At 66.8% G+C, this 22,208-nt stretch carries 27 protein-coding genes and 3 tRNA genes; 14 read left to right on the forward strand and 16 right to left on the reverse strand.

Annotated features, from left to right (window positions below):
* Nucleotides 1-95: 95 nt before the first annotated feature.
* The 5 genes from N5D20_RS02205 (at nt 96) to N5D20_RS02225 (ending at nt 4,403) form a co-directional block, all read left to right on the forward strand.
* Nucleotides 96-1,091, forward strand: coding sequence for a phenylalanine--tRNA ligase subunit alpha (locus N5D20_RS02205; RefSeq protein ID WP_005417865.1), 996 nt, complete (start codon nt 96-98; stop codon nt 1,089-1,091).
* 121 nt (nt 1,092-1,212) lie between these two features.
* Complete coding sequence (gene pheT / locus N5D20_RS02210) at nt 1,213-3,594, forward strand: phenylalanine--tRNA ligase subunit beta (protein WP_197578339.1); 2,382 nt, start codon at nt 1,213-1,215, stop codon at nt 3,592-3,594.
* A gap of 27 nt (nt 3,595-3,621) precedes the next feature.
* Nucleotides 3,622-3,921 (forward strand): integration host factor subunit alpha, encoded by a 300-nt coding sequence (locus tag N5D20_RS02215; RefSeq protein WP_005410432.1) that lies wholly within the window; start codon nt 3,622-3,624, stop codon nt 3,919-3,921.
* Complete coding sequence (locus N5D20_RS02220; protein WP_005410431.1) at nt 3,902-4,258, forward strand: MerR family transcriptional regulator; 357 nt, start codon at nt 3,902-3,904, stop codon at nt 4,256-4,258. Before N5D20_RS02215 ends, N5D20_RS02220 begins: the two co-directional genes overlap by 20 nt.
* Nucleotides 4,259-4,326: 68 nt before the next feature.
* Nucleotides 4,327-4,403, forward strand: a tRNA-Pro gene (locus N5D20_RS02225).
* Between the two features lie 68 nt (nt 4,404-4,471).
* Here the strand turns inward: N5D20_RS02225 and N5D20_RS02230 are convergent.
* Genes N5D20_RS02230 through N5D20_RS02240 form a run of 3 tightly spaced genes read right to left on the reverse strand, consistent with a single transcriptional unit; the run spans nt 4,472 to nt 5,858 of the window.
* Nucleotides 4,472-4,912 carry a GNAT family N-acetyltransferase gene (locus N5D20_RS02230; RefSeq protein WP_100446306.1) on the reverse strand — a complete coding sequence of 147 codons (441 nt, stop codon included), beginning with the start codon at nt 4,910-4,912 and terminating at the stop codon, nt 4,472-4,474.
* Nucleotides 4,909-5,352 carry a DUF6713 family protein gene (locus tag N5D20_RS02235; RefSeq protein ID WP_279915004.1) on the reverse strand — a complete coding sequence of 148 codons (444 nt, stop codon included), beginning with the start codon at nt 5,350-5,352 and terminating at the stop codon, nt 4,909-4,911. Before N5D20_RS02235 ends, N5D20_RS02230 begins: the two co-directional genes overlap by 4 nt.
* The gene (locus N5D20_RS02240) at nt 5,349-5,858 is read right to left on the reverse strand and encodes a DUF3011 domain-containing protein (protein ID WP_197578340.1); all 510 of its coding nucleotides are present in this window, start codon (nt 5,856-5,858) and stop codon (nt 5,349-5,351) included. The genes N5D20_RS02235 and N5D20_RS02240 overlap by 4 nt, the downstream gene beginning before the upstream one ends.
* Nucleotides 5,859-6,100: 242 nt before the next feature.
* Here N5D20_RS02240 and N5D20_RS02245 point away from each other — a divergent pair, with 242 nt between their 5' ends.
* Nucleotides 6,101-6,496, forward strand: a complete 396-nt coding sequence (locus N5D20_RS02245; protein WP_012511691.1) for a hypothetical protein — start codon at nt 6,101-6,103, stop codon at nt 6,494-6,496.
* A 24-nt stretch (nt 6,497-6,520) separates the two neighbouring features.
* Here the strand turns inward: N5D20_RS02245 and N5D20_RS02250 are convergent, their stop codons facing one another.
* Nucleotides 6,521-7,213 (reverse strand): aspartate/glutamate racemase family protein, encoded by a 693-nt coding sequence (locus N5D20_RS02250; RefSeq protein ID WP_049434133.1) that lies wholly within the window; start codon nt 7,211-7,213, stop codon nt 6,521-6,523.
* 150 nt (nt 7,214-7,363) lie between these two features.
* Between N5D20_RS02250 and N5D20_RS02255 the strand changes: the two genes are divergently transcribed.
* The 3 genes from N5D20_RS02255 to N5D20_RS02265 all read left to right on the forward strand — a co-directional run bounded on the left by N5D20_RS02255 (nt 7,364) and on the right by N5D20_RS02265 (nt 9,003).
* On the forward strand, nt 7,364-7,996 hold the full coding sequence (locus N5D20_RS02255) for a cation transporter (RefSeq protein WP_049434135.1): 633 nt from the start codon (nt 7,364-7,366) through the stop codon (nt 7,994-7,996).
* Between the two features lie 97 nt (nt 7,997-8,093).
* Entirely contained in the window at nt 8,094-8,735 is a 642-nt protein-coding gene (locus N5D20_RS02260) for a LysE family translocator (protein WP_191849710.1), read from the forward strand.
* 94 nt (nt 8,736-8,829) lie between these two features.
* Nucleotides 8,830-9,003 (forward strand): DUF1328 domain-containing protein, encoded by a 174-nt coding sequence (locus N5D20_RS02265; protein WP_006380555.1) that lies wholly within the window; start codon nt 8,830-8,832, stop codon nt 9,001-9,003.
* Between the two features lie 22 nt (nt 9,004-9,025).
* Here the strand turns inward: N5D20_RS02265 and N5D20_RS02270 are convergent, their stop codons facing one another.
* From N5D20_RS02270 to N5D20_RS02285, 4 genes are all read right to left on the reverse strand, one after another.
* A complete protein-coding gene (locus tag N5D20_RS02270) occupies nt 9,026-9,358 on the reverse strand; it encodes an SMR family transporter (RefSeq protein WP_049434138.1) in 333 nt (110 codons plus the stop codon).
* 13 nt (nt 9,359-9,371) lie between these two features.
* Nucleotides 9,372-9,944, reverse strand: a complete 573-nt coding sequence (locus N5D20_RS02275; RefSeq protein WP_049434141.1) for a TetR/AcrR family transcriptional regulator — start codon at nt 9,942-9,944, stop codon at nt 9,372-9,374.
* An 88-nt stretch (nt 9,945-10,032) separates the two neighbouring features.
* A complete protein-coding gene (locus N5D20_RS02280; RefSeq protein ID WP_005410421.1) occupies nt 10,033-10,266 on the reverse strand; it encodes a DUF1653 domain-containing protein in 234 nt (77 codons plus the stop codon).
* 12 nt (nt 10,267-10,278) lie between these two features.
* Nucleotides 10,279-10,563, reverse strand: coding sequence for a hypothetical protein (locus tag N5D20_RS02285; protein WP_054172213.1), 285 nt, complete (start codon nt 10,561-10,563; stop codon nt 10,279-10,281).
* Nucleotides 10,564-10,965: 402 nt separating this feature from the next.
* Here N5D20_RS02285 and N5D20_RS02290 point away from each other — a divergent pair, with 402 nt between their 5' ends.
* The 3 genes from N5D20_RS02290 to N5D20_RS02300 all read left to right on the forward strand — a co-directional run bounded on the left by N5D20_RS02290 (nt 10,966) and on the right by N5D20_RS02300 (nt 12,238).
* Nucleotides 10,966-11,172, forward strand: coding sequence for a hypothetical protein (locus N5D20_RS02290; protein WP_010486505.1), 207 nt, complete (start codon nt 10,966-10,968; stop codon nt 11,170-11,172).
* A gap of 131 nt (nt 11,173-11,303) precedes the next feature.
* Nucleotides 11,304-11,867, forward strand: a complete 564-nt coding sequence (locus tag N5D20_RS02295; protein ID WP_010486507.1) for a DUF3011 domain-containing protein — start codon at nt 11,304-11,306, stop codon at nt 11,865-11,867.
* Nucleotides 11,868-12,034: 167 nt separating this feature from the next.
* The gene (locus N5D20_RS02300) at nt 12,035-12,238 is read left to right on the forward strand and encodes a hypothetical protein (RefSeq protein ID WP_005417823.1); all 204 of its coding nucleotides are present in this window, start codon (nt 12,035-12,037) and stop codon (nt 12,236-12,238) included.
* 100 nt (nt 12,239-12,338) lie between these two features.
* Here the strand turns inward: N5D20_RS02300 and dxs are convergent, their stop codons facing one another.
* The 7 genes from dxs to N5D20_RS02335 all read right to left on the reverse strand — a co-directional run bounded on the left by dxs (nt 12,339) and on the right by N5D20_RS02335 (nt 19,038).
* A complete protein-coding gene (dxs, locus tag N5D20_RS02305) occupies nt 12,339-14,246 on the reverse strand; it encodes a 1-deoxy-D-xylulose-5-phosphate synthase (protein ID WP_010486509.1) in 1,908 nt (635 codons plus the stop codon).
* Between the two features lie 105 nt (nt 14,247-14,351).
* Complete coding sequence (locus N5D20_RS02310; RefSeq protein WP_197578341.1) at nt 14,352-15,017, reverse strand: HNH endonuclease; 666 nt, start codon at nt 15,015-15,017, stop codon at nt 14,352-14,354.
* A 587-nt stretch (nt 15,018-15,604) separates the two neighbouring features.
* A complete protein-coding gene (locus N5D20_RS02315) occupies nt 15,605-17,395 on the reverse strand; it encodes an acyl-CoA dehydrogenase C-terminal domain-containing protein (RefSeq protein WP_197578342.1) in 1,791 nt (596 codons plus the stop codon).
* 65 nt (nt 17,396-17,460) lie between these two features.
* Nucleotides 17,461-17,937 (reverse strand): LEA type 2 family protein, encoded by a 477-nt coding sequence (locus N5D20_RS02320; protein ID WP_049401709.1) that lies wholly within the window; start codon nt 17,935-17,937, stop codon nt 17,461-17,463.
* 162 nt (nt 17,938-18,099) lie between these two features.
* Nucleotides 18,100-18,651, reverse strand: coding sequence for a lipocalin family protein (locus tag N5D20_RS02325; protein WP_043401882.1), 552 nt, complete (start codon nt 18,649-18,651; stop codon nt 18,100-18,102).
* Between the two features lie 162 nt (nt 18,652-18,813).
* Nucleotides 18,814-18,889 (reverse strand) — tRNA-Phe (locus N5D20_RS02330).
* 73 nt (nt 18,890-18,962) lie between these two features.
* Nucleotides 18,963-19,038 (reverse strand) — tRNA-Phe (locus N5D20_RS02335).
* Between the two features lie 334 nt (nt 19,039-19,372).
* Between N5D20_RS02335 and N5D20_RS02340 the strand changes: the two genes are divergently transcribed.
* On the forward strand, nt 19,373-20,398 hold the full coding sequence (locus N5D20_RS02340) for an NADP-dependent oxidoreductase (protein WP_197578343.1): 1,026 nt from the start codon (nt 19,373-19,375) through the stop codon (nt 20,396-20,398).
* 73 nt (nt 20,399-20,471) lie between these two features.
* Here N5D20_RS02340 and N5D20_RS02345 read toward each other — a convergent pair whose 3' ends face one another.
* Nucleotides 20,472-21,314 carry a methylated-DNA--[protein]-cysteine S-methyltransferase gene (locus N5D20_RS02345; RefSeq protein ID WP_049409128.1) on the reverse strand — a complete coding sequence of 281 codons (843 nt, stop codon included), beginning with the start codon at nt 21,312-21,314 and terminating at the stop codon, nt 20,472-20,474.
* A gap of 132 nt (nt 21,315-21,446) precedes the next feature.
* Between N5D20_RS02345 and N5D20_RS02350 the strand changes: the two genes are divergently transcribed.
* On the forward strand, nt 21,447-22,208 hold the full coding sequence (locus tag N5D20_RS02350; RefSeq protein ID WP_010486526.1) for an SDR family oxidoreductase: 762 nt from the start codon (nt 21,447-21,449) through the stop codon (nt 22,206-22,208).

The following is a 22,208-nucleotide window of genomic DNA, read 5'->3' on the forward strand; positions in this document are numbered from 1 at the left end:
GGCGAGGCCACGACGGCAGCGCGGGGACGGCGGTGGCGACAGGGGTCGGCCCTTCGCGCATCGCGATGGCAGATCGACTGGAGTTCCGGCCCCCCATGAGCGACATCCAATCCCTCACCACCCAGGCGCTGGCCGATGTGGCCGCCGCACAGAGCCCCGACGTGCTGGAACAGCTGCGCGTGGCCCTGCTTGGCAAAAGTGGCAGCATCACTTCGCAGCTCAAGCAGCTCGGCGCCCTGCCGGCCGACGAGCGCAAGGCCGCCGGTGAAGCGATCAACCAGGCCCGCGATGCGCTGACCCGCGCACTGGGCGAGCGCAAGGCGCTGCTGGAAGACGCGGCACTGGATGCGCGCCTGGCCGCCGAAGCCATCGACATCACCCTGCCGGGCCGCAATGGCGACCGTGCCGGCCTGCATCCGATCACCCGCACCCTGGAGCGCATCACCGGCATCTTCGGCCGGCTGGGCTACGAGCTCTCGGAAGGGCCGGAGATCGAGGATGACTGGCACAACTTCGAGGCGCTGAACTTCCCGCCGCACCACCCGGCGCGCGCCATGCACGACACCTTCTACTTCGGCGACGGCCGCCTGCTGCGCACGCATACCTCTGGTGTGCAGGTGCGCTACATGGGCGACCACGCGCCGCCGCTGCGCATGATCGCCGCCGGCAAGGTGTACCGCAGCGACAGCGACCAGACCCATTCGCCGATGTTCCACCAGGTCGAAGGCCTGCTGGTCGACGAGCATTCGACCTTCGCCGACCTGAAGGGCACGCTGGCCGAATTCGTGCGCGCGTTCTTCGAGCGCGATTTCGAAATGCGTTTCCGTCCCAGCTACTTCCCGTTCGTTGAGCCGGGCGCGGAGGTGGACATCGCCTGGCAGCAGCCTGATGGCAGCACCCGCTGGCTGGAAGTGCTCGGCTGCGGCATGGTCCATCCGAACGTGCTGCGCAATGTCGGCATCGATCCGGAGCGTTACACCGGCTTCGCTTTCGGCATGGGCGTGGAGCGTTTCGCGATGCTGCGCTACGGCGTCAACGACCTGCGCGCGTTCTTCGAGAACGACGTGCGGTTCCTGAAGCAGTTCGCGTAAGCCGCAACAGTGTAGAGCCGAGCCATGCTCGGCTGCTTTTCTGGATGGACGCCTCCTTGCGCATGCGCTGGGCGACCACAAAAACCGCAACGGGAGGCACACCTCCCACCAGGGTGACACCATGAAATTCTCCGAAAACTGGCTGCGCAGCCACGTCCCGACCTCCGCCTCGCGCGATGAGCTCAGCGCGGTGCTGACCGCCATCGGCCTGGAAGTGGAAGAGGTGACCGCGCTCGGCGACGGCCTCGACCACGTGGTCGTGGCGCGCATCGTGGAAGCCGTGCGCCATCCGGAAGCGGATCGCCTGCAGGTGTGCAAGGTCGATGCCGGGCAGGGCGAGCTGCTGCAGATCGTGTGCGGCGCGCCGAACGCGCGCCCGGGCCTGGTCGCGCCGCTGGCGATGGTCGGTGCGCAGATCGGCGAGTTGAAGATCAAGCCGGCCAAGCTGCGTGGCGTCGAGTCCAACGGCATGCTGTGCTCGGCCAAGGAGCTGGGCCTGGACAACGATGCCTCCGGCCTGCTGGAACTGCCGGACGACGCACCGGTCGGCCAGTCCCTGGTCGAGTATCTGGGGCTGCCGGACGCCAGCATCGAGATCAAGCTGACCCCGAACCGTGCCGACTGCTTCAGCCTGCGCGGCATCGCCTACGACGTCGCCGCCGCCACCCGCAGTGAAGTGCTGGACTTCGCGGCCGACGCCATTGCGCCGGTCGGCAGCCGCGAACTGTCGATCCAGCTCGATGCCGGCGCCGAAGCACCGCGTTACCTGGGCCGCGTCATCGAAGGCGTCAACGCCGCTGCCAAGACCCCGCTGTGGATGGCCGAGCGCCTGCGCCGCAGCGGTGTGCGTCCGGTCTCGCTGCTGGTCGACATCACCCAGTACGTGATGCTGGAGCTGGGCCAGCCGATGCATGCCTACGACCTCGGTACCCTGCAGGGCAGCATCGCCGTGCGCCGTTCGCGCGCGGGCGAGAGCCTGAAGCTGCTGGACGGCCGCGATACCGCACTGGACGACAGCTTCCTGGTGGTTACCGATGCTGACCGTGCGGTCGGCCTGGCCGGCCTGATGGGCGGCTTCGACACCCGCGTCACCGACGCCACCTCCGCCGTGTTCCTGGAAGCTGCGCACTTCGCGCCGGCCGCGATCATGGGCCGTGGCCGCAAGTTGGGCCTGCATACCGATGCAGGCCATCGCTTCGAGCGTGGCGTCGACCCGGCATTGCCGCGCACCGCCATCGAATACGCCACCCGCATGGTGCTGGACCTGGCCGGCGGTACCCCGGCGCCGGTCACCGAGGCCGTGCGCGCCGATGACCTGCCGCAGCCGGCGACGATCGTGCTGCGCCGCGCGCGCATCACCCGCGTACTCGGCATCACCATCGACGACGCCGAAGTCGAGCGCATCCTGCGCGCGCTGGGCATGGACGTGGCCGCCACTGCCGAGGGCTGGCAGGTCGCTGCGCCGAGCCGCCGTTTCGACATCGCCATCGAAGAAGACCTGATCGAAGAGCTGGCCCGTATCCACGGTTACGAGCAGATTCCGACCACGCTGCCGGGCGGCGCCGCCCGCGTGGCGATGCCGAGCGAGACCCAGCTGGACGCACTGAGCGTGCGCCGCCAGCTGATCGCCCGCGACCAGCAGGAAACCGTCAACTTCGCCTTCGTCGACGACGCGCTGCTGACCCAGTGGCAGCTGCGCGACGGCCTGGTGCCGCTGGCCAACCCGCTGTCGGCCGAACTGGCGGTGATGCGCCCGTCGCTGCTGCCGGGCCTGGTCGCCACCCTCGGCCGCAATGCCGCCCGCCAGCTCGGTCGCGTGCGCCTGTTCGAACTCGGCCGCGTGTTCGCCCAGCAGGCCGGAGACGGCCAACCGGCGCCGCTGGAAACCCCGCGCGTGGCCGCTGCGGTCTGCGGTGACGCGCAGGCGGTGCAGTGGGGTCTGCCGACCCGCAAGGTCGATTTCCATGACCTGAAGGGCGACCTGGAATCGCTGGCGGCTGCCAGTGGCGCGCAGCTGGAGTTCCGCCCGTCGGCCCGTCCCTGCGGCCACCCGGCGCGCTCGGCCGAGGTGTTCCGCGATGGCGTGGCGATCGGCTGGATCGGTCAGGTCCATCCGCGCCTGGTCAAGGCGATGGACATCGAATCCGACGTCTACGCCTTCGAACTGGATCTGGAACCGCTGACCGCCCGCCGCCTGCCGCGTGCGGGCGAGCTGTCGCGCTTCCCGGCCGTGCGCCGCGACCTGGCGTTCCTGGTGCCTGAACAGGTGGCCTGGGCCGATCTGGCGGCGACCGTCCGCCAGGCCGCCGGCCCGCTGCTGCGCGACCTGAACCTGTTCGACCGCTATGTCGGCCAGGGCGTCGAGCCGGGATTCAAGAGTCTCGCTATGGGCTTGATTTTGCAGGACAAGTCGCGCACTCTGACGGACCGCGACGTGGATGCGGTGGTGGCCGAGGCGGTCACTGCCATCGAGCGTGAACACCACGCCCGGATCCGCGGCTGAGCGGGCAGCACTCGGGGGTAGCAGGCAATGGCATTGACCAAGGCGGAGATGGCGGAAAAGCTGTTCGACGAAGTCGGTCTGAACAAGCGGGAAGCCAAGGAATTCGTCGACGCGTTTTTCGATGTGCTGCGCGAAGCATTGGAACAGGGACGTCAGGTGAAGCTGTCGGGCTTCGGTAATTTCGATCTGCGGCGCAAGAACCAGCGCCCGGGTCGCAACCCCAAGACCGGCGAGGAAATTCCGATTTCCGCCCGTACGGTGGTCACCTTCCGTCCGGGCCAGAAGCTCAAGGAGAGGGTGGAAGCTTATGCTGGATCCGGGCAGTAACCGCGAACTACCGCCGATCCCGGCCAAGCGCTACTTCACCATCGGTGAAGTCAGCGAGCTGTGCGACGTCAAGCCGCACGTCCTGCGCTACTGGGAAACCGAGTTTCCCAGCCTTGAGCCGGCCAAGCGCCGAGGCAACCGCCGCTACTACCAGCGCCACGACGTGCTGATGGTGCGGCAGATCCGCAGCCTGCTGTACGAACAGGGCTACACCATCGGTGGCGCACGCCTGCGTCTGGATGGGCCCGATGCCCGCGAGGAATCGGCGCTGAGCAACCAGATCATCAAGCAGGTGCGCATGGAGCTGGAAGAAGTGCTGCAGTTGTTGCGCCGCTGATCCCATTTCCATCGTAATCCGCTATACTTCACGGCCCGCTGCACTGGCGGGCACATCGCAGCATCAGTCGGGGCGTAGCGCAGCCTGGTAGCGCATCTGCCTGGGGGGCAGAGGGTCGTCGGTTCGAATCCGGCCGTCCCGACCACTGTGATGAATCAAGAAGCCTGCGCAGCAATGCGTGGGCTTTTTTGTGCGGGCTGCTGATGCCGATGATCAGTCTTCAGCGAAGCGGTAGATCAGCTCCGGGTCGCCGTCATCCAATCCATGCACGATGCCGCTGTCGATGAAGCCCGACGCAACGAGCAGGCGCTGCATGCCGATGTTGGAGGCATTGGTCGAGGTGAACAGCTTGCCGCGACCGCGCCGTGCAATGGCGTGTCGCAGCAGTGCGGTACCGATGCCCTGGCCGCGCCGTTCGCGCGCCACCATCAGCATCTCGACGAAGGCCTCGCCGAAGAAGTGGTGATGCATGGCCAGGTAGCCAACGACCCTGCCGTCCTGCTCGGCGACCTGCAGGCCGCCGTGTGCCAGCCAGTTGCCAATCTGCATGATCCGCTCTGGATCAATGGCTGCCACGCTGTCGAGCGCGATCAAGGCATCCGCGTCCTGGGGGCTGCCGTTACGCAGGCGCGGAGAACGCGACGTCCGGCTCATCGCGGGCGGAGCTGCAGCAACAGGCCGCCACCCGATACAAAACAGGCGAGCAGGACGATGATCGACAACGGCAGGTGGAATTCATTGCGACCGAGCAAGGCAAACGCCAGGTGGATCAGCGCCGTGCCAATGCCGAGCGCGCCACAAACCAGTGCATAGCCGCGCGCCTTGGATGTGCCCAGCAGGGTATGGCGATAACCCCAAAGCACGGCGCCGACTGCGAACAGGTTGAACAGCAGGAAGCCCTGGATGCCGCCGGGCACTTGGAACATGGTCCATTCCTGCCAGAACGCAGCGTCGATCTGATGCAGGATCAACGCCAGCAGCGTCGCCAGATACCATCGTTCCATGTCGTGCTCCCTGCCATGCGGGCCATAGTCTATCGACTCCGCCTTGCACGCACGCCTACTCGTTGCAGCCAGCGCGTGGCTGGCAGTCAATACACCCGGAACTCGGCACGGCAGCCGTCGCTGACCCACACGCCGCGACGGTCCCAGCCCCAGTTGCGGTCCTCGATGCAGGTCGTCACCGATTTCTGCTTGACCAGCCGTACCCCGTGGCGGACGCGGACGCGGCACTCCTTGTCCTTGTTTTCGTAGGACTCGCAGACCAGGCGTTCACCCTCGTTGTCGCGGTCACGGCCGCGGCCACGTCCCGGCCAGCGCCCGTATCCGTCGGCGACGAAGTCGGCACGGCAGCCATCGGTCACCCACAGCATGCGGCGGCTCTGGCCCCAGTTCTGGTTCTCCACGCAGCGGGTGACCGACAGTTGCCTGGCCAGGCGCATCGGGCCCTGGATGGGGCATTGCTCGGTCTTGTTGAACTGGGATTCGCAGCGCAGCGCTGGAATGTGATCAGTGTCGTAGTCCTGGGCGGCCACGGCGGTGGCGGCCAGCAGCAGGGCAAGGGCGGCGCCGGTGATCGGCAGCAGCGGGCGAAGGGTCATTGGGAGCCTCGAGCGGGGATTCGGGCGGCAAGAATGACCCAGCACGGGGCCGTCGGAACGCATCGTTCCGGAAGTGGCTCAGTAAGGATTTAGTAGTGCGCACGGGCCCATGCAGAGGCTTACATCCCGTATCATCGCTGCACATCCGATCGCATCGGTTTACACCTTCTTACATGTCTTCCACGCCTGTCGGCGCAGCCTGTGGCTGCCGTCACTGGTGTGCGGGCGGCCTGTGGGGGAGGATGCGCGGACCACGACGACCACAGGGGGTTGCGTTGATCAGCAGTACCGTCATTCATCGCTCGGCCGACGCAGGCGGCGCCGAGGTGCGGGTCCTGGACACCACGTTCAAGGGCAAGCATGTGTTCATTGCCTGGGGCCTGCGCGGGCCGGAACTGACCCGCAGCGCGGACCCGGCTGCGACCGTGGCCGCACGCAAGGCGCTGCACGCGGTTGCCGGCCACAGCGAAGGGCCGCGCAGCCCGGAAGTGTTCATCGCCAACCAGTCGGCGGTGGCGATCACGGTCTATCGCCTGCTTACCGAAGCGCGCTCCGGCGATGCCATCTTCTTCCTCTGCGATTCCCAGGCGGTGGTCGAGTGGCTGATCACCGCGCTGGAAGTGCAGGGCGCGGACTGATTCCGCGCTGCATCGAAGGCAGGATCAGGCCAGTGCTGCGTCCACCGCAGCCCGCGCATGCAGGGCAGTGGTATCGAACAACGGCACTGCACTGTCCTCCGGGCGTACCAGCAGCATGATCTCGGTGCAGCCAAGAATGATCGCTTCGGCACCGCGCGCCACCAGTCGCGCGATCACGCCGGCATAGACCTGCCGTGAGTGCTCGCTGACCACGCCGGCAATCAGCTCCTGGTAGATGATGTCGTGCACGCTGCGCCGGTCATCGGCATCGGGCACCAGCACTTCCAGATCGAAGCGATCCTGCAGCCGGCCGCGGTAGAAGTCCTGCTCCATGGTGAAGGCGGTGCCGAGCAGGCCCACCTTGCGTGCGCCTGCCTGCACGATGGCCTGGGCGGTGGGATCGACGATATGCAGCAGCGGCAGTGGGCAGGCCGCCTCGATGCGGTCGGCCAGCGTGTGCATGGTGTTGGTGCAGACCAGCAGCAGATCGGCACCACCGGCCTGCAGGCGCCGTGCGGCGTCGACCATGTGGTCGCCCAGTGCATCCCAGTCGCCGTCGTGCTGCAGCTGCTTGATCGGGGCGAAGTCCACCGACCACAGCAGCAGCTGCGCGGAGTGCGCGCCACCGAGGCGCTGCCGCACGTCCTCGTTGATGAGCCGGTAGTACTGGGCCGAGCTTTCCCAGCTCATGCCGCCGATCAGGCCGAGAGTCTTCATGCATTGCTCCAGGGAAGAGGCGGTCATTGCAGCACAATGAGGAAGGGCATTGCGCAATACGTGGGCGTTGGGCAGGTCCGCGAGCGGGGTCTGATCGACCCCGGTGCTGCTGCGGCGCGATAATGTCGCTACCAATGGGAGGGCGGGGCGATGGGCGAGTGTTGCGGCTGTGGCAAGACCCTGGACGTGGCGGCGATGCAGGCGCGGCACCGGCGCGTGCTGTGGATCGTGCTGCTGGTCAATCTGGCCACCTTTGCGTTGATGGTCGCTGCTGCCGGGTACAGCCATTCGTCCTCGCTGTTGTCTGGCGCCCTGGACAACCTGGGTGACGCGGCGACCTATGCATTGAGCCTGGCCGTGGTCGGCGCAGGCCTCGTGGCCAAGGCGCGGGTTGCCCTGTTCAAGGGGCTACTGATCCTGGTGGCAGCGCTCGCGGTGGCTGCGCAGATCGGATGGCGGTTGCTGCATCCGGAGGTGCCCTTGTTTGCCAGCATGGGCCTGGCGGCGCTGCTCAACCTGGCCGCCAACGCGGCGTGCCTGTGGTTGCTGACCCCTTATCGCAACGACGACATCAACCTGGCGTCCGCCTGGGAATGCTCGCGCAATGATCTGTATGAGGGCGTATCGGTGCTGCTGGCCGCGGGCCTGGTAGCGCTGTTCGGTGCGGGTTGGCCGGATCTGCTGGTAGCGGTCGCACTGCTGGTATTGTTCCTGCGCTCGGCGTTGAGGGTCCTGCGCTCGGCCTGGGTAGAGCTGCGCAGCGCGCGTCTGCTGACGTCGTGAGTACGCGTCTGTAACCGTCGCATCCGCGTCAGGCTGTATGTGACGCAGGCCATGGTCACGCTCTAAGCTTGCTGGGTTTTCCTGCGTGGATGTTGAAATGGCCCTGCATACCTGGTGGTGGTTCCTGGCCACGGTGTTCGTTCTGTGTGGCACGCCGGGGCCGAACATGCTGCATATCCTGGGGCGCAGCGTCGGGCTGGGTTTCCGCGGCAGCGTTCCGGCCATGGCGGGCTGCCTGCTGGCGATGCTGCTGGTGCTGGCGGCCTCCGCAGCGGGCCTGAGTGCGCTGCTGCATTCCTCGCCGATGCTGTTCGAGGTGCTGCGCTATCTGGGCGTGGCCTATCTGGCCTGGCTGGGCCTGAAGGCATGGCGTGACAGCTGCCGTCCCGCGCCACCGGTGACGGTGGATGCCGCACTGCCGATGACGCCGACGCTTGGTGCCTGGACCGTGTTCCGTGGTGGCCTTCTGGTGGGCCTGAGCAATCCCAAGCTGCTGCTGTTCGCGGCGGCGTTCCTGCCGCAGTTCGTCGATCCGTCACGCGGCCAGGCGTTGCAGTACAGCGTGCTGGTGGCCACCTTCGCCGCCTGCGAACTGTTCTGGTACGTGATGTATGCAGCCGGTGGCCATGGCCTGCGCCGCTGGCTGGCCAAGCCGTTTGCACGACGCTGGTTCGAGCGGCTGGTGGGCAGCGTGTTCCTGGCGTTTGCCGTCGCGCTGCTGCGCTTCCGTCCGCGCTGATTCACGCCGCGCACGCGGCCTGTTCACGACTGCCGCATCGGCCACGGCCTAGCCTGATCATCCAGTACGCAGTCCCCGCGGGGAAAGGTTTGACATGATCAAGTGGGCCATCATCTTCGCCATCATCGGCGTCATTGCGGGCGTGCTCGGCTTCGGCGGCATTGCCGGTGCCGCGGTCGGCATCGCCAAGTTCCTGTTCTGGGCCGGCATCATCATTGCCGTGGTGCTGTTCCTGCTCGGCATGACCGTAGCGAAGAAGGTCAGCTAGCGTTGATCGCGCAGCAGCGTGCTCAGTGTGCGCTGCTGCGCGAGAACAGGTTGATCACCAGCACGCCGGCGCAGATCAGGCCGATGCCGATCAACGCCGGTGCATCCAGGCGCTGCTTGAACACCACCAGCCCGATCAGCGAGATCAGCACGATTCCGACGCCGGACCAGATCGCGTAGGCGATGCCGGTCGGGATCGACTTCATGGTCATCGACAACAAGTAGAAGCACAGCCCGTAGCCGACCAGCGCGCCCAGCGTCGGCGCCAGCCGGCTCATGCCGTCGGAGGCCTTCAACAGTGATGTGGCAATCACTTCCAGCATGATGGCTGCAGCAAGGTAGAGGTAGGGATTCATTGCGCGCTCCGGCTCACTGCGGGTCGCACAGTTTCAGGGCCTGTTCGGCCATGGCCAGTGCGTTGATGCGTTCCTCCTCGTCCAGCGGCCGGCCGTAGGCCGTGGCCCAGTAGCCATCGGCCGCGCAGCGCGCCGCATACAGTCGGGGATCGTTGGCTTCGCCGGCGAATTCGGCCAGCATTGCACGCTTCCAGGTGCGCCAATGCGCGAGCAGGGCCGGTTCCATCAGGTTGCCCAAGGTCAGGCCGATGTCGTTGTCCTGCTCCTGCTGCAGCAGATGCTCGAAATTGGCCTGCACATAGGCGCGGCTGAAACGGCCATGGCCTTCGGGATTTTCCTGCAGCAGGGCGCGTACCCGCGCTTCGAACTCGCCGATAAGCGCGCCGACGGCTTCATCCACCAGTGCCTGCTTGCTGCTGAAATGATGGAACAACGCACCCTTGCTGACACCAGCGGCCTGCGCGACGTCCTGCACGGTCAGCGCGGCCAGGCCGTTACGGCCGATCACTTCAATGGTGGCCTGCAGCAGTGACTGGCGCACGCTGTCGGGCGCCTTGCGGCGCGAACGGGAGGGGGATGCGGACATGGTGGGAAGAAACCGACTGGACGGTACGATTGTAGCGCAGGCCCGCTGTGTTGCCGCGCGCTGCCGGCCTGGACCGGCAGCGGAACCGTCATGCGTCGACGCGGGCGAAACGTGGTTGCGGTCCGTGCTCGCCGGGCACCTGCTCGACGAACATGGCGTACGGGCGTACCCACAGGCCGCCTTCGCCATACAACGCGCGGTACAGCACCATCGGCTGCAGGGTCTCGCTGCTGCGGACGATGTCCAGCACTTCGTACTCGCCGCCCTTGAAGTGGCGGTAGCGGCCCGGGGCCAGGGTGGGGAGCGGACTCAGCTCAGCCATGGTGGGCGCGACTCACTTGCGCGCCGGGCTGGCCGGCTTTGCGCAGTAGGCATCGATGGCTTCGGCGGTATTGGCCAGGCCCTGTGCCTGCGCCAGTTCCCACGGGCGTTCGCAACGCTGGCTGTGCTCGCACCACTGGTAGCCGGCCGAACCGATGCAGCCATGCGCATCGCGATCACCGCCGACCACCGGCGTGGCCGGCGACGTGGCTGTCGCTTCGGCGTGCGTGGGTGCCTTGTCCGGGCTGGCGCAGGCGACCAGGACCAGCAGCGCGGGAATCAGAAGAAGGGATTTCATCGGCGGAGCTCCGTGCCTAAAGCAACAGTGTCGACCGCAGGAAAAACGGCAGCAAGTGCTCAGTGCAGGGCGGCGCGGATCAGTTCCTCGATCAGCACCAGATAGCTGGCCACGAAGTAGAACTTCAGCAACGTCGAACGCTGCTGCGAGAAGAAGGTGCGCATGTGGAAGGGGCCCCTGTTGGTGACGGTAGTGTGAAGCTCTGCCAACTCCGTGACAAGGGTCACGAAAGGGATTCACTAAACGGCCTCAGGGATGTGAGGGCGGGGCGGTCTGACAGTCCGGCGCGGCATTTTCGTACAAATCTGATAGGCCATCCCGGAGGTGCTCGCTAGCCTGATGGTGTACCGGCGCTCAGGGCCTTCCGCTGCCGGCGTGCCTTCATTCCGCAGGAGTCTTCCAATGGTCATTACCGTTCAATGCAACGCCCGGCACTGGTCCGTATTGGATCCGCAGGCGCATGACGCCACCCGTTATGCACGGGGCGCCGAGGCTTTCGATGTCGCTGCGGCGCGGGCCCTGGAGCACCACCGCCGTACCGGCCAGCGCAGCACGGTACGGGTCGAGGCGCTCGGCAATTCGGTGGACGCACTCCACGTCGGAAGTTGACGCCACCGGCCGAGGCGCAGTCAGCCACGGTTGAGTTGTTTGAATGGGGAAAAAACCGCCGTAGGGCGCCCCCTGTGCGCCGCGCAACGAATCCCGGATGCTTGCGCCATCGTATTCATCCGGAGATCCCGATGGGCAAGGCACTCACCTGGCGTACCCTGGCCTGCACCCTGCTGCCAATGCTGGCGGCCGCGGGCGGCGCGCAGGCGCAGAGCTATGGCTACGGGTATGACGACGATCGCTATGGCGGTCGTGATGGCGGCGGCATCGTACGCTGCGAATCGATCAAGAACCGCAGCAATGAATGTCGCCTGGAAGGCCGTGCCCGGATGATCCGCCAGTTGTCGGGCTCGCCGTGCGTGGAAGGCGAGACCTGGGGACAATCGCGCTACGGTGTCTGGGTCACCCAGGGCTGTCGTGCCGAGTTCGTTGGCGAGTACCGCCGCGGCGGTGGCTGGGGTGGTGGCCATGGCAACGGCTGGGGCAATGGTGGCAATGGCTGGGGTGGGGGTGAGGTGATCACCTGCCATTCCAACGGCCATCGCCAGGAGTACTGCGATGCGCGCATCCGTCGTGGTGTGCGCCTGGTCCGTCAGGATTCACGCAGCGCCTGCATCGAGGGCCAGACCTGGGGCTGGGACCGCCGTGGCATCTGGGTCAGCGACGGTTGCCGGGCGCAGTTCCAGGTGAATTGAGCACGCGCCTCGAAAATCAGAATAATCTGATACAGCTCACATTTTGAACGTCGTATCTTCTGCGATCAGGGCACCTCTGCGTGCCCCTGATCCGCCGCGATGAAGTCTGCCGTAACCGGCACGCCCATCCCGCCACCGTCGATACGCTGCCTCAAGGAGTGAGCTGCATGTTGATCCGCCTGCAATGCGAGCAACGCCAATGGCGCGTGCTGCACCCGGACCGGCCGGAACCGATCGAGTTCCGCGATGGTGCCCGGGCCTACGATTTCGCTGAAACCCTTGCACGCCTCCACTTCGTCGACACCGGGCAGCGCGCTGCGGTGCGGGTGGAGGCCAGCGGCGCGTTCGTGGAAGCGGTCAGCTACGGCTGAGGGCTGGGGCTCCCTGATCTGTCCCCACGCATGGCGTGGATCGACCCCTGTTCCGCAGTGGATCCACGCCATGCGTGGATCCACTGGGTGGTGACCGGTCTCAGCCTGCCGCGCTGAGGGGCGGGGTCCCGGCAGCCAGCTGCGGCCAGCGCTTGAGTACGGCCGCGCGGATGCCTGCGGCGTCGATGCCGGCTTCGGCCAGCAGGTCCTCGCGGCTGGCGTGGTGCTGGTAGCTGTCGGGCAGGCCCAGGTGCAGGATCGGGCGCAGCACGCCTTCGGCATTGAGCAGCTCACCGACGCCGGAGCCGGCGCCACCGGCCACCACGTTGTCTTCGATCGTCACCAGCCCCTCGTGCTGGGCGGCGACAGCCAGCACCAGCTCGCGGTCCAGCGGCTTGATGAAGCGCATGTTGACCACGCTCAGGCCCAGTTCGCGGCCAACCTGTTCGGCGGCGGCCACGGTGCTGCCGAAGGCGAGCAGGGCGATACGACTGCCCTGCAGGCGAAGCTCGCCCTTGCCGATCGGCAGGGTGGAAAGGTCGGTGCCTGCGGCGACGCCGGTGCCGGTGCCGCGCGGATAGCGCACGGCGGCCGGGCCCGGGTGCTGCAGGCCGGTGCTGAGCATCTGCCGGCACTCGGCTTCATTGGATGGCGCCATCACCACCATGTTCGGCACGCAGCGCAGGAAGCTCAGGTCGAGGTTGCCGGCGTGGGTCGCACCGTCCGGGCCGACCACGCCGGCGCGGTCGATCGCGAACAGTACATCCAGGTCCTGGATGGCCACGTCGTGCACCAATTGGTCGTACGCGCGCTGCAGGAAGGTCGAATAGATCGCCACCACCGGCTTGCCACCCTGGGTCGCCATGCCGGCGGCCAGCGTGACCGCGTGCTGTTCGGCGATCGCGACGTCGAAATAGCGCTGCGGGTATTCCTTGCTGAAGCGCACCAGGCCGGAGCCTTCGCGCATCGCCGGGGTGATGCCGTACAGGCGTGGCTCGGCAGCGGCGGCATCGCACAGCCAGTCGCTGAACACGTCGGTGTAAGTGGGCTTCTTGGCGCCGGCCTTGGCCACCAGGCCCTTGTCCGGATCGAACGGACCCACCGCGTGGTAACCGATCTGATCGCCTTCGGCCGGCTCGTAGCCCTTGCCCTTGGTGGTCATCACGTGCAGCAGCTTCGGGCCCTTGGAGGCGCGCAGCGTCTTCAGCGTGGACAGCAGGGCGGGCATGTCGTGGCCGTCGATCGGGCCGGTGTAGTGGAAGCCCATTTCCTCGAACATCGTGGACGGCACGAACATGCCCTTCCAGTGTTCTTCCCAGCGCTTCACGAAGCGCGCCGGGTTGTTCTTCTTGTCGCCGAGGATCTTCTTGCCGCCTTCGCGCAGTGCATTGAGCGTGCGGCTGCCGGTGGCACGGCCGAGCATCTTGGTCAGGCCGCCGACCGCCTCGGAGATCGACATGTTGTTGTCGTTGAGGATCACCAGCAGGTTCGGCTCGGGTTCCATGCCGCCGGCGTGCATCAGCGCTTCGAAGGCCATGCCGGCAGTCATCGCACCATCACCGATCACCGCAACGACCTGGCGATTGTCGCCTTCGGACTGGCGGGCGATGGCCATGCCGAGCGCGGCTGAGATCGAGGTCGAAGAATGGCCGACGCCGAAGGTGTCGTACTCGCTCTCTTCGCGCTTCGGGAACGGCGCCACGCCGTCCTTCTGCTTGACGGTGTGGATCTCGTCGCGGCGACCGGTCAGGATCTTGTGTGGGTAGGTCTGGTGACCGACGTCCCAGACCAGCTGGTCCTGCGGGGTCTGGTACAGGTAGTGCAGGGCCACGGTGAGTTCGATCACGCCCAGGCCGGCGGCGAAGTGGCCGCCGCTCTTGCCCACCGATTCGATGAGGTAGGCGCGCAGTTCGTCGGCGACCGCCCTCAATTCGGATTCGTCGAACGTGCGCAGGTCATCCGGTGTCTGGATGCGCGCGAGGCGGGGATAGCGGGCAGAGTCGATCATCATGTTCGCACTTGTTCTGAACGCCCATTTTCGCCCTCAAACGGGGGTGGGGCAAGCAAATGCCGCCGCCCGTGACAGGACGGTGAGGGTTGCATTTTCGGCGATTCAGGTGCTCAGTTTTGAGCGCTTCGGCAATTGCGCCTTCAGGAAGGCCATCTGGTCGGCCAGGATGTTGCGGTTGGACAGGATCAGATGCTCGATCCAGCTGGGCCGGTAGGGCACCGCCAGCAACGGCATTCCGGCCTGCTGCGGGGTGCGGTCGCTCTTGCGCGAGTTGCAGTGGAAGCAGGCGGTGACCACGTTTTCCCAGCAGTCCAGGCCGCCCTTGGACAGTGGCATGACGTGGTCGCGGGTGAGCGTGGGGCGGTTGAACTGCTGGCCGCAGTACATGCACAGGTGGGCGTCGCGGGCGAACAGGGCCGGGTTGGTCAGGTTCGGCGTCGGGTCGATCGCGCGGGAGCGGGCGTGGCCGCGGGCGGCGATGATCGGGTGCAGGTCCATGCCGCTCTGCATGCCGCTGAAGCGATTGGTGCCGCCGTGGATGTGCAGGCAGGGATCGCCGAGTGTCCAGGCGACGGCTTCGCGGGCGTAGAGGCACGCCGCATCCTGCCAGGTGATCCAGTCCAGTACGCGTCCGTGGGCATCAAGCGAGAGCAGCCGGACCGAACCGGGGCGATGCAGCGTCGTGGCGTTGGGCGATGCTTCGGCGCCCGGAGCAGAAAAGGGAGCTCCGGCTTCGATCAGACCCAAGCGTGTAGTGTCTGTCTCCATCGGGAGAACAGCTTATACCTGAATGTTGACGATTTGTGTATCGCCTGTCGGCGATACGCAAATCGCAACGATTCAGGTCCGCGCATTCCGCATCCCAGCCCGCCGATGGCGGGTTGGGATGCCCACGCATTCCTCCTATCCCCTGCGCCGTCGGCGCGCCCCCCTTAACAAAGGGGGGCTTTTCTCCAGATGGATTCCGGTGGTTTTCATCCACGCATGACGTGGATCTACGCAGATCGCGGGGAACTGTCAGAGGCGGGGCGGTGTGGGTTGGCAGGACCGTTGGCGCCATGGGCCCGAGGCATGCCTCGGGCGGGTTGGGCAGGACGCCCCAACCCCGGTCTTGCCGTGTGCGCAGGACAGCGCACACGAGCAAGGCGCCATCGAGCCCCCAAGGGTGAGGGTGCTTTGCTTGCGAAGCACTGCTTCGCAAGCGCCCGAACGCACAGCCGCCAGCGGCTGGGCCGGACCGCGGAGCGGGGTTTACGGCGTGTCCTGCCAGCCCACACCGCCCCGCCATCCACCGGGATCCAGCTGTTGCTTTTGCGGTTGCCGGCCAGCGGCCGGCACTACCGCGGCAGCCCGGCTCAGGCGCCGAAGCGCTCGTCGTCCATCGCCATCAGCGGGGCGGCGCCGGCCTGGATGGCGGCGGCGTGGCTGAGCGTGCGCGGCAGCACGCGGGCGAAGTAGAACCGCGCGGTCTCGCGCTTGCCCTGGGCGAAGGCGGCGCCGTGCGCGCCGGCATCAGCGGCGGCCACGCTGCGGGCCCACCAGTAAGCCAGTACCACGTAGCCCGAATAGAACAGGTAGTCGTAGCTGGCCGCGCCCAGTTCGTCCGGGTTGGCGGCCGCGCGCTGCAGCACGTCCAGGGTCAGCTTGCCCCATTCGGCGGCCTTGGCGCGCAGCGGGCCGATGAACTCGGCCAGCGCTTCGTTGCCCTCGTGTTCCTTGGCGAAGGCTTCGATCTCGGCCAGCATCAGCTTCAGGCCGGCGCCCTGGCTGGACGCGGTCTTGCGGCCGATCAGGTCCAGCGCCTGGATGCCGGTGGTACCTTCATACAGCGTGGTGATGCGGGCGTCGCGCGCCAGCTGCTCCATGCCGTGCTCGCGGATGTAGCCGTGGCCACCGAAGCACTGCAGGGCGTTGTAGGTGTTCTCGATACCCCACTCGGTCTGGCAGGCCTTGGAGATCGGGGTGAGGAAGCTCACCAGGGTGTCGGCGCGCTCGCGCTCGGCGGCGTCCTCGGCGTGGTGGGCGACATCGATCAGGGTGGCAGCGTGCAGGGCCAGCAGGCGGCTGCCCTCGACCAGCGACTTCACCGTCATCAGCATGCGACGCACATCCGGGTGGACCAGGATCGGGTCGGCCGGCTTGTCGGGGAACTTGGCGCCGCTGAGGGCGCGCGACTGCAGGCGCTCACGGCTGTACTTCAGCGCGTTCTGGTAGGCGCGCTCGGACAGGCCGATGCCCTGCAGGCCCACACCCAGGCGCGCGGTGTTCATCATGGTGAACATGGCCTGCAGGCCCTTGTGCGGCTGGCCGACCAGGTAACCCTGCGCACCATCGAAATTCATCACGCAGGTGACCGAACCCTTGATGCCCATCTTGTGCTCGATCGAGCCGCAGCGCAGTGCGTTGCGCTCGCCGACGTTGCCGTCGCGGTCGACCTTGAACTTGGGGGTGACGAACAGCGAGATGCCCTTGGCGCCCGGAGGGGCGTCAGGCAGCTTGGCCAGCACCAGGTGCACGATGTTGCCGGTCAGGTCGTGCTCGCCGGCGGTGATGAAGATCTTGGTGCCGGTGATCGCGTAGCTGCCATCGGCATTCGGCTCGGCCTTGGTCTTGAGCAGGCCCAGGTCGGTGCCGCAGTGCGGTTCGGTCAGGCACATGGTGCCGGTCCAGCGGCCTTCGATCAGCGGCTTGAGGAAGGCCTCGTGCTGCCAGGCTTCGCCGTGCTGCTTCAGCGCTTCGATGGCGCCGTGCGAGAGCAGCGGGAAGTTGCCCCACGCCAGGTTGGCGGCGTTGATCATTTCGTTGAGCGGCACGCCCAGGGTGTGCGGCAGGCCCTGGCCGCCCAGTTCCGGCGAGGCGGTCAGGCCGGTCCAGCCGCCATCGACGAACTGGTCGTAGGCCTGCTTGAAGCCGGGCGGGGTGGTCACTTCACCGGTGGCCTGGTCGAGCACGCAGCCGATCTCGTCGCCGACGCTGTTGAGCGGGGCCAGCACGGTGGCGCTGAAGCGGCCGGCTTCTTCCAGCACGGCATCGACCACGTCGGCGGTGGCGTCGGTGAAGCCCAGGCGGGCGAACAGGGGTTCGACCTTGAGCACGTCGTGCAGGGCGAAACGGAGGTCGGAAAGCGGGGCGGTGTAGCTGCTCATCGGTACGTCTCGATTTGATCAGGGACAGGGGGAGCGGCGCCGGGCGCCGCGGCGGAAAGCGGGAGTCAGCGCAGCACGCCCGGCAGGCCCGGGGCCTGGTTGAGGGTGCTGCGGCTGCTGATGTCGAAGCTGCGCTGCTTCTTTTCCTGCGGCGTGGCCGCCACCGTTCCCTTCAGGCCGTAAGCCAGGGTGCGGTTGCTGGCCAATGCGTCGGCCACCACCAGGCGCGCGGCCGAGCTGGGCACGAGGTCGACCTGGATGACATCGGCCGAGGTGCCGCCGATGGAGATGCCCGGCTTGGCCTGCAGGGTGCCGGCGTCGCTGTCGCCGACGGTCAGTGCCAGCGCGACGTCATCGAAGGTCATGGGCATGGAGCTGTAGTTCTGCAGGCGCAGGGCCACGGTCCAGTTGCCGTCGGCGCGCACGGTCAGCTGCTGCAGGCTGGCCGCCGGTTCCGAAACACGCTTGACGATGCCGTTGTTGCAGGCAACAAGGGCGAGGGTGCACAGGACGATCAAGGCGATACGGAAACGGTGGAGCATGGGCGCAGGTCCTCTGGAGGGGTGCGTTGGATAAGCATACTACGGCGTATGGTCGTTTGGATCGCCTGTGGCGACCCGTCGCAGAGGGTAGCGCGTGAAGATGGCGGCCGGGCGTGCGCGGCGCCGGATGGCGCGCGCGTGGTGCGCCGGATGCGGGGAGGTTCAGTCGGCGGGTGTATCGCGAATCGGGGCCATCAGGCGCAGCGGGCCGAGGTCGTACCCCATCGTCTCGGCCTTGGCTTTCAGCTGTTCGAACCGGGCGCGATCCATTTCCGGCAGGCGCGAGAGGATCCACAGGTACTTACGGTCCGGTTCACCGACCAACGCCCACTGATAGTCCGGGTCCAGGGCCAGGACCCAGTAGTCGGCCCAGACCAGTGGCACCCAGCTCAGCCAGTCCGGCACGAAGCGCACCTGCAGCTGGCCGGGATGGCCGGCAACCGGGCGTGCTACCCCTTCAGCAACCACACGTTCTCCGTCGCCGTTGCGGCAGGCGTTGGTGACACTGATGCGGCCATCGCGGCGCAGCCCGTAGTTGGCGGTGATTTCGCCGACGCACTGTTTCTGGAATGACACCGGAAGATGCGCGATCTCGTGCCACTGGCCGGCATAGCGATCGATGTCCAGCGTGTCGACCGCGCGCACCGGCTCGGCGGCGATCACCGGCAGGGCGGCCAGCAGCAGGCAGGCGAGCAGGGCGGGGCGCAGAGGCATCGACAGGCTCCAGGCAGGAGTCTGGAGCGTAGGTGCCGCGGCGCGCGGCGGTGTAAATGTTTCGTCAACCGGACGGCGGTGGGCTGGCATGTATCGAGGCCAGGCGTGGATCGCAGATCGCAGACAAAAAAAAAGACCTGCATTTCTGCAGGTCTCTGAAGATGGTGGCCGAAGACGGAATCGAACCGCCGACACGGGGATTTTCAATCCCCTGCTCTACCAACTGAGCTACTCGGCCAAATTGTGTGGCAACCGTGATCAAACCCGGTTTCCGGAAAAAAAAGACCCGCATTTCTGCAGGCCTTCGAAAGTGGTGGCCGAAGACGGAATCGAACCGCCGACACGGGGATTTTCAATCCCCTGCTCTACCAACTGAGCTACTCGGCCACATGTTTCGTTGCAGCGAGGTCGCTGCCAAGGACGCGTATATTACGGAGGTCGCCTGCCTTCGGCAAGCGTTTTGCCAAGATTTCTTCACATTGCCGTCTGCGCGCTCGCAAGTGCTTGATCCTCCGTTGTGGGGCGGGGCGTGGCCAATCGATCATGGCCTGCGGTGGAAATCAGCAGGTCGCCGCAATCGCCAAAGCTGCAGGGGCAAGGGGGGCGCCGGACCCGCGCGGGTCCGGGCAATGGAACGCTGTTTTCGTGGCCGCCATCGGGGATCGCCGCAGCGTAGTGTCGGCAGTCCTTTCCCGATGCTGGCAACAGCAGAGACCTGGCCATGTCCGATTCCTCGACCACCTCCCGCATCGTGCTTGCCTCGCGTCCGCAGGGGGCGCCAAGTGCAGCCAATTTCCGCCTGCAACAAGTTGCGTTGCCGTCATTGGCCGCTGGCGAGGTGCTGCTGCGTAACCGTTATCTGTCGCTGGACCCGTACATGCGTGGACGCATGGACGAGGGCCCGTCGTACGCCGCGCCGGTGGCGGTGGGCGCGGTGATGGAAGGGCAGACCGTGGCCGAGGTGCTGCAGTCGAACGCCGAGGGCGTAGCCGCAGGTGAGCTGGTGCTGGCACCGGGTGGCTGGCAGACCCATGTGGTGCTGCCGGCCAAGGCACTGGGGCGCCGGCTGGATCCGACCGGGCTGCCGCTGAGTACGGCGCTGGGGGTATATGGCATGCCCGGCTTCACCGCCTATTCCAGCCTGCATGAAATCGCCCGTTTGAAGGCGGGCGAGACGTTGGTGGTGGCTGCCGCGACCGGGCCGGTGGGTGCGACCGTGGCCCAGCTGGCCAAGCTGCAGGGCGCGCGCGTGGTCGCCATCGCCGGTGGCGAAGCCAAGCGTGCCTATCTGCAGACGCTGGGCGTGGACGTGGCGCTGGATCATCGCGCCGCTGATTTTGCGGACCAGCTGCGCGCGGCGGTTCCTGCGGGTATCGATGTGTATTTCGAGAACGTGGGCGGGCACGTGCTGGATGCAGTGCTGCCGCTGCTCAACGACTTCGCCCGCGTTCCGGTGTGCGGCACCATCGCCACCTACAACGAGCGCGGCGTCGAGCAGCCCGGTCCAGACCGGTTGCCCGCACTGTTCAGCCAGATCCTGCGCCAGCGCCTGACCGTGCGTGGTTTCATCGTGCACGACTTCAACCATCTGTGGCCGGACTTCGAACGCGAGATGCCGCAGTGGCTGCGCGAAGGCCGCATCCAGTACCGCGAGGATGTGGTGGAAGGGCTGGAGAATGCGCCGGAGGCGTTCTTCGGGCTGCTGAAGGGGCACAACTTCGGCAAGCTGGTGGTGAAGCTGGATTGAGGGCTTGGCGGTGTGCCGACCAAGGTCGGCACCTACCGGAAGCTGGGCGTGCCGACCAAGGTCGGCACCCACGTCAGGCAGTCGAGGCCTTTTCCCGGCGCAGCAGTTCGCGCTTGCGCGCTACACCCCACGCATAGCCGGACAGGTCCCCATCGCGACGTACGACGCGGTGGCAGGGAACTGCCACCGCCAGCGGGTTGCTTGCGCATGCACGTGCTACGGCACGGCTCGAGCGGGGCGCGCCGATGCGTGCGGCGACATCCGCATACGACGCGGTCTGCCCGCGCGGAATCTGCTGCAGCGCCTGCCATACCCGTTGCTGGAACGCGGTGCCGCGGATGTCCAGCGGCAGCGTGGCGCCCCGCGTGGGATCCTCGACCAGGCCCACCACCTGTGCCACCAGTTGTTCATAGCCCTGGTCGGCACCGACCAGTTCGGCCTGGCGGAAGCGTTGCTGCAATGACTGCAGCAGCGTCTCCGGATCGTCGCCGAGCAGGATCGCGACCACGCCGGTGGCACTGCTGGCGACCAGCACGCTGCCCAGTGAACTTTCGGCAAGCGCGAAGTGGATGACTTCGCCGCGACCACCTGCGCGCCATTGCTTGGGAGTCATGCCCAGCAACTTCGGTGCGTTCTCGTAGAAGCGTCCGCTGGAACCGAAGCCGGCATCGTGGAAGGCGTCGGTGATACGTTCCTGTTGTTCCAGCCCGGTGCGCAGGCGGTCGGCGCGCAGCGCGGCAGCGTACTGCTTCGGGGTCAACCCGGTTGCTTCCTTGAAAAGGCGATGCAGACGGGTTGGGCTGCAACCCGCGATCCCGGCCAGTTCCTGCAGCGAGGGTTCGTCGTGGCTGGCCTGAAGGTGGCGGCAGACCCGTTCGACGCGGGCATCGAGGGCGGTGGTGGCGGTACTGTCCATGGCCGGATTCTGGCACGCGCCGGTGCTGCGGAAACTCCGTTTCCTGCACCGATGGGCCAGGCCCGGAAACGGAGTGTTGGCAGGCGAGAGGCGCGGCATCGTGGCGGCCACTTCACAATCGGTACCACGACCATGCGCCTGAACAACAAGATCGCTCTCATCACCGGTGCCAGCGCCGGCATCGGCCGCGCCAGCGCCCTGCGTTTCGCTGCAGAAGGGGCAAAGCTGGTGCTCAACGCACGGCGGCCGGAGCCGCTGCAGGCGCTGGCCGAGCAGATTCGCGCCGCCGGTGGCGAAGCCGTGGCACATGCCGCCGACGTGGCCGACCCGGGCACGGCGCAGGTGCTGGTCGATCTGGCCCAGCAGTCATTCGGCGGCCTGGACATCGCCCTCAACAATGCCGGCATGCTTGGCCCGGGCGTGCCGGCGGCGGAGTTCCCGGTGGACGCCTGGCGCGACGTGATGGCGACCAATCTGGATGCCGCCTTCCATGCGGCACGCGCGCAGTTGCCGGCACTGCTGGCGCGCGGCGGCGGCTCGCTGGTGTTCGTCGGCACCTTTGTCGGTCACACCGTGGGATTCCCAGGCATGGCGGCCTATGCGTCGAGCAAAGCCGGGCTGATCGGCCTGAGCCAGGTGATCGCTGCCGAATACGGTGCGCGCGGCGTGCGCAGCAACGTGCTGCTGCCCGGTGGCACCGATACCGAGATGGGGCGGCAGGCCGCACCCACCGGCGATGCCCGCGACTTCGTGCGCTCGCTGCACGCACTGAAGCGCATGGCCGAGCCGGAGGAGATCGCCAACGCGGCGCTGTTCCTTGCCAGCGATGAAAGCAGTTTCGTTACCGGTACCGCGATGCGCGTGGAGGGTGGGGTGTCGATCACCCGCACCTGA

Origin of the sequence: Stenotrophomonas sp. GD03877, assembly GCF_029840555.1 — a bacterium.
GTDB lineage: Bacteria > Pseudomonadota > Gammaproteobacteria > Xanthomonadales > Xanthomonadaceae > Stenotrophomonas > Stenotrophomonas geniculata.

What these genes read in the sequence shown, in the direction of transcription:
- N5D20_RS02205 (WP_005417865.1), top strand. Translation starts at nt 96, where the DNA reads ATGAGCGACATCCAATCCCTCACCACCCAGGCGCTGGCCGATGTGGCC.
- pheT (WP_197578339.1), top strand. Translation starts at nt 1,213, where the DNA reads ATGAAATTCTCCGAAAACTGGCTGCGCAGCCACGTCCCGACCTCCGCC.
- N5D20_RS02215 (WP_005410432.1), top strand. Translation starts at nt 3,622, where the DNA reads ATGGCATTGACCAAGGCGGAGATGGCGGAAAAGCTGTTCGACGAAGTC.
- N5D20_RS02220 (WP_005410431.1), top strand. Translation starts at nt 3,902, where the DNA reads ATGCTGGATCCGGGCAGTAACCGCGAACTACCGCCGATCCCGGCCAAG.
- N5D20_RS02230 (WP_100446306.1), bottom strand. Translation starts at nt 4,912, where the DNA reads ATGAGCCGGACGTCGCGTTCTCCGCGCCTGCGTAACGGCAGCCCCCAG.
- N5D20_RS02240 (WP_197578340.1), bottom strand. Translation starts at nt 5,858, where the DNA reads ATGACCCTTCGCCCGCTGCTGCCGATCACCGGCGCCGCCCTTGCCCTG.
- N5D20_RS02245 (WP_012511691.1), top strand. Translation starts at nt 6,101, where the DNA reads ATGCGCGGACCACGACGACCACAGGGGGTTGCGTTGATCAGCAGTACC.
- N5D20_RS02250 (WP_049434133.1), bottom strand. Translation starts at nt 7,213, where the DNA reads ATGAAGACTCTCGGCCTGATCGGCGGCATGAGCTGGGAAAGCTCGGCC.
- N5D20_RS02255 (WP_049434135.1), top strand. Translation starts at nt 7,364, where the DNA reads ATGGGCGAGTGTTGCGGCTGTGGCAAGACCCTGGACGTGGCGGCGATG.
- N5D20_RS02260 (WP_191849710.1), top strand. Translation starts at nt 8,094, where the DNA reads ATGGCCCTGCATACCTGGTGGTGGTTCCTGGCCACGGTGTTCGTTCTG.
- N5D20_RS02265 (WP_006380555.1), top strand. Translation starts at nt 8,830, where the DNA reads ATGATCAAGTGGGCCATCATCTTCGCCATCATCGGCGTCATTGCGGGC.
- N5D20_RS02270 (WP_049434138.1), bottom strand. Translation starts at nt 9,358, where the DNA reads ATGAATCCCTACCTCTACCTTGCTGCAGCCATCATGCTGGAAGTGATT.
- N5D20_RS02275 (WP_049434141.1), bottom strand. Translation starts at nt 9,944, where the DNA reads ATGTCCGCATCCCCCTCCCGTTCGCGCCGCAAGGCGCCCGACAGCGTG.
- N5D20_RS02280 (WP_005410421.1), bottom strand. Translation starts at nt 10,266, where the DNA reads ATGGCTGAGCTGAGTCCGCTCCCCACCCTGGCCCCGGGCCGCTACCGC.
- N5D20_RS02285 (WP_054172213.1), bottom strand. Translation starts at nt 10,563, where the DNA reads ATGAAATCCCTTCTTCTGATTCCCGCGCTGCTGGTCCTGGTCGCCTGC.
- N5D20_RS02290 (WP_010486505.1), top strand. Translation starts at nt 10,966, where the DNA reads ATGGTCATTACCGTTCAATGCAACGCCCGGCACTGGTCCGTATTGGAT.
- N5D20_RS02295 (WP_010486507.1), top strand. Translation starts at nt 11,304, where the DNA reads ATGGGCAAGGCACTCACCTGGCGTACCCTGGCCTGCACCCTGCTGCCA.
- N5D20_RS02300 (WP_005417823.1), top strand. Translation starts at nt 12,035, where the DNA reads ATGTTGATCCGCCTGCAATGCGAGCAACGCCAATGGCGCGTGCTGCAC.
- dxs (WP_010486509.1), bottom strand. Translation starts at nt 14,246, where the DNA reads ATGATCGACTCTGCCCGCTATCCCCGCCTCGCGCGCATCCAGACACCG.
- N5D20_RS02310 (WP_197578341.1), bottom strand. Translation starts at nt 15,017, where the DNA reads ATGGAGACAGACACTACACGCTTGGGTCTGATCGAAGCCGGAGCTCCC.
- N5D20_RS02315 (WP_197578342.1), bottom strand. Translation starts at nt 17,395, where the DNA reads ATGAGCAGCTACACCGCCCCGCTTTCCGACCTCCGTTTCGCCCTGCAC.
- N5D20_RS02320 (WP_049401709.1), bottom strand. Translation starts at nt 17,937, where the DNA reads ATGCTCCACCGTTTCCGTATCGCCTTGATCGTCCTGTGCACCCTCGCC.
- N5D20_RS02325 (WP_043401882.1), bottom strand. Translation starts at nt 18,651, where the DNA reads ATGCCTCTGCGCCCCGCCCTGCTCGCCTGCCTGCTGCTGGCCGCCCTG.
- N5D20_RS02340 (WP_197578343.1), top strand. Translation starts at nt 19,373, where the DNA reads ATGTCCGATTCCTCGACCACCTCCCGCATCGTGCTTGCCTCGCGTCCG.
- N5D20_RS02345 (WP_049409128.1), bottom strand. Translation starts at nt 21,314, where the DNA reads ATGGACAGTACCGCCACCACCGCCCTCGATGCCCGCGTCGAACGGGTC.
- N5D20_RS02350 (WP_010486526.1), top strand. Translation starts at nt 21,447, where the DNA reads ATGCGCCTGAACAACAAGATCGCTCTCATCACCGGTGCCAGCGCCGGC.